Consider the following 6,462-nt stretch of genomic DNA (forward strand, 5'->3'; position numbering starts at 1 on the left):
TATTCTATCCTTGCTTCAAGGCTTCCAGCTTTGCTGTCTGATCAGCAATCAACAAAGCATCGATGACATCTTCTAATTCACCATTCATAATACGATCCAACTTATTCAATGACAGACCAATACGATGATCAGTCACACGATTTTGTGGATAATTGTATGTACGAATTCGTTCAGAACGATCACCAGTTCCAACAGCTGTCTTACGTTGCTCAGCATACTCAGCCTCATTCTGTGATGCGTAGTAATCATAGACACGTGTCTTCAAGATTTCCATTGCCTTCGCACGGTTTTGCTGTTGTGAACGTTGATCTTGCATGGCAACAACAATACCAGTTGGTAAGTGGGTCATACGTACCGCTGATGACGTTTTATTGATGTGTTGTCCACCAGCACCAGATGAACGATAAACATCCACACGCAAATCCTTGTCTTCAATCTCAATATCGACATCTTCATATTCTGGCATCACACCAACAGTGGCTGTCGAAGTGTGCACACGACCAGCCGATTCAGTTTCGGGTACTCGTTGCACACGATGGGCACCATTTTCAAATTTTAATTTTGAATAAACATTATCCCCAGTGATCATCAAGACAATTTCTTTGTAGCCACCAATTTCGGTCTTGTTCTCATCAATGATTTCAACTGTCCAGCCTTCTTTTTCGGCATAGCGAAGATACATGTCATAAAGGTCAGCCGCAAATAAAGCACCTTCATCGCCACCAGCTGCTCCGTGAATTTCCATGATAATGTTCTTATCATCATTTGGATCCTTAGGTAGTAGTAAAATCTTAATTTGCTCTTCTAGTGATTCTTTTTCAACACGTAAGTCTTTTAGCTCTTCCTTAGCTAACTCTTCAAGTTCAGAATCATTCGCTTCTTCACGCAAAATCTCTTCATTTTCTTCGATGCTTTCAACGACCTGTTTGTAATGCTTGAAAGTTTCGACCGTCTCTCGTAGACTACCCTCTTCTTTAGATAGCGCCAAAAAACGTTTTGTATCAGCAATAACGTCGGGATCAGAAATCATTTCGCTGACTTCATCATAGCGATCCACAACAGATTGCACTTTTTCAAAAATTTCATCCATGTGTTTTTTATTCCTTTATCTTTATTTTGTATTTAATCCAGTCCGACGAGCTAATGCTGCTAGATCAGGATGATTATAATGGTTACGGCAGACCGGCATGTAAGCCTCATCCCCACCAATTTGAACTTGTTCACCTTCGTAGACCGGTTGCCCGTTTGAAATACGCAAGTTCATCACGGCTTTACGACCACAAAATGAACAAAGTGTTTTCATTTCTTCGATTTTGTCAGCATAAATCAGTAATGCCTCTGAGCCAGGGAATAACTCGTTAAACGCATCGTTTTTCAATCCAAAAGTTAGTACCGGAATATTTAATTCATCTACTACCCTGGTTAATTGCAAAACTTGTTCTTTAGTCATAAATTGTGCTTCATCAATCAACACAGCGGCAATCGAATCACTTTCTGATATCAATTTAAACAAGTCGTCTGTTGGATGAATCGCCTGTGCTGCACGCTGCATACCTATTCGTGATGCAATTGCACCAACTCCTGATCGGTCATCGAGCGCACTTGTTAGGAGCAAAACGCGTCTTTGTTGCACTTCATAATTATGTGCAACTTTCAAAATTTCAATGCTTTTACCACTGGCCATTGCACCATAACGAAAGAATAATTGTGCCATCTTTTTCTGCCTTTCTCCTGTAAAAATCCAGTTTGCACTCCAGTCTAGTATAACAAAAATGTCAATAAAAAAAAGAGAATGGCGTTATCGTTCCATCCCCCTTGTTTGATTCTGCAAAATCGTCTAGAAAAATTCTGGCGTAATCGCTGCAATTTTATCCTGCCAATCAACATCTGGATATCGTCGCTCTAAAGCTAGTTGCAAGATGTGTAAGGCTAAATTACCATTACGCGTCAAGATAGGTCCATGAAAATATGTCCCATAAACGTTGCGATATACTAAACCTTCACCACCGTCTTCACCATTGTTACCATTACCCTTGACAACTTTGCCAAGCGGACGTTCATCATCTCCTAAGAAAGTACGTCCCTGGTGGTTTTCAAATCCATGGTATTCCAAATCATTCACTTCATCATGAATGGTTATGTTGCCAATGAAGCGATTATCCGGTTGATTTAATGTATAGTGACTTAGTGTACCGATCCCATTTACTCTAGTACCATCAGCTAGCAAGAAATACTGTCCCAATAGCTGGAAACCACCGCAAACCCCTAAAAATGGGCCGTCAGTCTCAATGTATTGTTTCAACGCAGGTGCTTTATCTGGCAAATCATCAGCCACAATCATTTGCTCGTAGTCCTGACCACCACCAAATAACACAAAATCATAAATTGTCGGATCAAAATCATCTCCTAATGAGATAATTTTTTCATCTACTTCGACCCCAATTTGATGCGCATAATATCTGAGAGCAACAATATTACCAAAATCTCCATACGTATTCATCAAATCACCGTACAAATGTGCTGTATGTAACTTATAATCAGCCATTGGATTATTCCCCCATTCCTGTATGAATATAACCTTGTTGCTTCAATTCAGCACGTAACTGCAACATTGCCGTATACGTTGCAAGTATGTAAACACGCTTTGTAGGCAATGTTTTAATTGCTGGCACAATTTGCTTTAAATCTTGATAAACTGGATGATCGCCAAAGTTGGCCATCTTTAAACGAACATACAAATCCTTATATCGTTCACCACCTGTTGCGACTGCTTGGATGCCAGTATCGTGTAATGACTCAAAATCTGCATCCCAAATCCAACTAGTATCAATACCATCGGCATAATTCGCATTGAGCAAGGCAATCATTGAGAAAGGTTGATCATCTGTCTTCATCATGTCAATAACCTGGTTTGCACCCACCGGATTTTTGATCAAGACAATCGTGACTTCTTTATCATCGACTTTAACTGCTTCTTGACGTCCAAATATTTGCGCATTAGATGAAAATGCTTGCTGAATCTGGTCAGCTGATACACCCATAAAACGACCAACAGCATATGCTGCTAACGCATTATAGATATTGTACATACCACCAATTTCAATTTGGAAAGTTTTACCGTCAATATCAAAGTTTGATGAAATCGGTGTTAGTTTATTAAGCTTCGTGACTGCATAATCTAAAGCCGGCCGTTTAAAATCATCAGTTACCGAGAAATAATCGCCTTGATTACCAAATGTCATAAAATGATAATGCAAAATTGAATGATCTGTTGGTGATAACACACCGTCAGTATTATGTGGCGCTTTCATGTCACCAGTAGCTGGTACATGATTAAAACCATAATAGACTTTTGGATTTGGTAAATTCCCACGCATAAAAATTGGCGAATCCGCATTCGCAATGACCGTTGCTTCGGGAAAGAGACGAATACCTTTTAATATCTTTTCATAGGTAGTATAAATCTCACCATAGCGATCCATCTGGTCACGGAAAATATTTGTTAATACAAAAGCTTTGGGTTTTAATTGTTTAGCAACCGCCTCCACATTGGCCTCATCTACTTCTAGTAACGCTACTGGACGTCGTTGTTTATCCGTGACCTTTGATGTCAGCATCGTTCCTGTAATACCCTGCATCATATTTGAACCCGAAGGATTAGTAATGACATCAGCATATTTTTCTCGTAAGACGCGCGTTGTTAACGTTGTTGTCAAAGTCTTACCATTCGTGCCAGTAATCAGAATAACATCATATTTTTCAGCATAGCTTTGCATGACATTGGGGTCAATTTTTGTTGCTAACTTACCAGGCAATGATGTACCACCTCGATGTAAGACATCATGCAATACAGCATAAGTTCCCTTCCCAACCAAAGTTGCTAATCCACTTTTAAGGCTCATGTTATCCTCCTAATTGTGCAAACAAATCACGCACGCCTTTATCTGCAATATCTTTTCAATAATCATCTATCAAATTTTACCATTTTAAAATAAAGAAAGACACCACCGTTTATGCAACAGTTAGCGCCTTTAACATAAATGTTACTATCCTATTTTTATAGCGACTTAGGCCCTGGCGTTGATGTAATTAATGTGGCATGTCCATGAAGTTTCCATGTCTCAACATCATTCGGCAAAATAAAACTAGTCCCTTTTGCTAATTGATAAGTCACCCCAAAGACCGTTAATTCAACATCACCATCAACCACTGTTGCCAATGTATAGGGCGCCGTTGCATCAACCGTTGCACGACCAGCAATTTGCCACTTCACCACATTAAAATATGGTGCTGTAACTAACTCTGTAAGCGTCAAATCTTCAATATGTGAAGCCCTTGGCTTTGGTTGATCAGGAACAAATGGTACGGTCGTGACATTTTTAGCATCAGCCAAATGTAAATCACGCTTAGCACCCGTCTTTGCATCAACCCGGTCAAAATCATAGACCCGATAAGTCACATCGGAAGATTGTTGTGTTTCTAACGTCAAAACGCCTTCGCCAAGGGCGTGCAACGTCCCAGCAGGCACATAAAAGAAATCGCCAGCTTTTACAGGAACCTTCTGTAACAAAGTATCCCAATCGGCATCATCAACTTCTTGGTCAAATGTTTGTTTATCTTGTGCTGTGTGACCGTAGTAAATGGTGGCTCCCGGCTCAGCAGACAAAATATACCATGATTCGGTTTTACCTAACTCACCAGCATGTTCGCCAGCATACTCATCATCAGGATGTACTTGTACCGACAAATCACGGTGAGCATCTAAAATTTTTACCAGCAGAGGGAATGGTCGATCCACATCTTGATTAGCAAACAACCCTGGCTCTTCACGCCATAGCTCCGCCACGGTTTTACCCGCATATTTACCATTGGTCACGGTAACTGGACCATTAGGATGTCCAGAAATCACCCATGCCTCACCAGTGTTTTCTGATGGAATATCAAAATCATAAACGTCTCGTAATGCGGTACCACCCCATATTTTTTCGTGTAATGCTGGTTTCAATATCAATGGTTCTGTCATAATGTCCCCCGATTAATAACGTAATTAATTACATATTTAACGACAAATAAATACTTGATAACCATCCTTGTTGCGCAACATGGTACCATGTAACACCTGAAGGATCGACGACTTGTTCCGTCACTTCTACCGAAGTACCATGCTGTATACGCCCAATTTCATGTCCGTACGGTTGTGAATAAACGGCCACTTCTTGACCAGGAATATAGTCGATTTTACCCTGGGCACTGATTGGCGTTGGCTGCCAAACCGTTGGTCGCTTCCATTCAGCAACCGGTTGATGATGTTGACCATCATTATCAGTGAGCTTCATCGTCTGCATATCATACTTGATCCATCTGGAATCAGCTAATTGATACCAAAAATCCCCTGTTCGTGTCGCCATGCGTTGCGAAACCTTAACAACAGAACCGGACCATAGTTTTTGGCCGGTTTCAGTTAGATCTTCCACATCAACAACAGGCTGTACATTAGCTAAAATACGTAAATATTTATGTGCCAACTGCTCTGTTTCAGCAACATCCTCACGTTGATAGTAAAATGTCGCTGAATACATGGTTTGTTCATCGAAGGTTCCTGTCAATGTCCCCTCTGAAGACACAAAACGATAACCTGATATTGGTTCCGGATCAATTGAGAAAGTGTCACCAATATAGCCTTCAATTAATCGTGCACGTGTCAGCGCACTTTTTGTATCAACATCTTTTGCATACACCCATACGGGCATCCCTTTTAGTTGAAAGTCAGCCATCTGCGCTGCCCCCTAATCGTCATTTATTAACTCTATCATACCAATTAAATGAATTTTTTTCTTGTTTTATTGACATCCTTTTACTTTTTATTTAATATTATCCCCCTTCCAGAATGATTATTAAATTTTATTCATTTATGTGGTTGACTTTTAATCTATCGCCGTGTATATTTAATGTATTCGCTGGTTAATTATTGCTCTGTAGTTCAGTGGTAGAATAACTCACTGTTAATGAGGAGGTCGCTGGTTCGAACCCAGCCAGAGCAGTTATATAAAAGCAATACCAAGACTATCTTGAGGCATCTCTTTTATATATCAGATAAATTAAAACATTTTCATTTATCTGGTTGACTTTTAATCATAAGCGTTGTATATTTATTACATTGCTTGATGCGATGATTGCTCTGTAGTTCAGTGGTAGAATAACTCACTGTTAATGAGGAGGTCGCTGGTTCGAACCCAGCCAGAGCAGTAATTAAAAAACCGAGACACAAAAAGTTGTCTCGGTTTCTTTTTATCTAAAATTCATTAATTTATGTATACTATATAAAAAGGTGGTTGTGAACTGAACCCCGTAAGTTGGAGTAATTTCCAAAACTTACGGGGTTTTACTATGTTTTCAAAAGAAGTACAAATTGAAGCTGTCACAATGTATCTACAAGGTATTCCGCCTTATAAAATACGGAAA

6 protein-coding genes and 2 tRNA genes are annotated in these 6,462 nt (G+C 39.7%); 2 read left to right on the forward strand and 6 right to left on the reverse strand.

The window, feature by feature from the left end; translation table 11 throughout:
* Positions 1-4: 4 nt before the first annotated feature.
* The 6 genes from prfA to NGR58_RS03670 all read right to left on the reverse strand — a co-directional run bounded on the left by prfA (position 5) and on the right by NGR58_RS03670 (position 5,774).
* Positions 5-1,090: a peptide chain release factor 1 gene (gene prfA / locus NGR58_RS03645; RefSeq protein ID WP_075270369.1), complete on the reverse strand. Its 1,086-nt coding sequence runs from the start codon at positions 1,088-1,090 to the stop codon at positions 5-7.
* A gap of 21 nt (positions 1,091-1,111) precedes the next feature.
* Positions 1,112-1,714 carry a thymidine kinase gene (locus tag NGR58_RS03650; protein ID WP_258088291.1) on the reverse strand — a complete coding sequence of 201 codons (603 nt, stop codon included), beginning with the start codon at positions 1,712-1,714 and terminating at the stop codon, positions 1,112-1,114.
* A gap of 123 nt (positions 1,715-1,837) precedes the next feature.
* A complete protein-coding gene (locus NGR58_RS03655) occupies positions 1,838-2,545 on the reverse strand; it encodes a type 1 glutamine amidotransferase (RefSeq protein ID WP_258088292.1) in 708 nt (235 codons plus the stop codon).
* 4 nt (positions 2,546-2,549) lie between these two features.
* On the reverse strand, positions 2,550-3,902 hold the full coding sequence (locus NGR58_RS03660; RefSeq protein ID WP_258088293.1) for a MurT ligase domain-containing protein: 1,353 nt from the start codon (positions 3,900-3,902) through the stop codon (positions 2,550-2,552).
* Between the two features lie 155 nt (positions 3,903-4,057).
* Complete coding sequence (gene manA / locus NGR58_RS03665; protein WP_258088294.1) at positions 4,058-5,023, reverse strand: mannose-6-phosphate isomerase, class I; 966 nt, start codon at positions 5,021-5,023, stop codon at positions 4,058-4,060.
* A 28-nt stretch (positions 5,024-5,051) separates the two neighbouring features.
* A complete protein-coding gene (locus NGR58_RS03670; RefSeq protein ID WP_258088295.1) occupies positions 5,052-5,774 on the reverse strand; it encodes a MucBP domain-containing protein in 723 nt (240 codons plus the stop codon).
* 195 nt (positions 5,775-5,969) lie between these two features.
* On the opposite strand from NGR58_RS03670, the gene NGR58_RS03675 reads away from it, so the two are divergent.
* Both NGR58_RS03675 and NGR58_RS03680 read left to right on the forward strand, forming a co-directional pair.
* A tRNA-Asn gene (locus NGR58_RS03675) sits at positions 5,970-6,041 on the forward strand.
* Between the two features lie 133 nt (positions 6,042-6,174).
* A tRNA-Asn gene (locus NGR58_RS03680) sits at positions 6,175-6,246 on the forward strand.
* Positions 6,247-6,462: the final 216 nt, after the last annotated feature.

Source organism: Weissella fangxianensis (assembly GCF_024718545.1).
Taxonomy (GTDB): domain Bacteria; phylum Bacillota; class Bacilli; order Lactobacillales; family Lactobacillaceae; genus Weissella; species Weissella fangxianensis.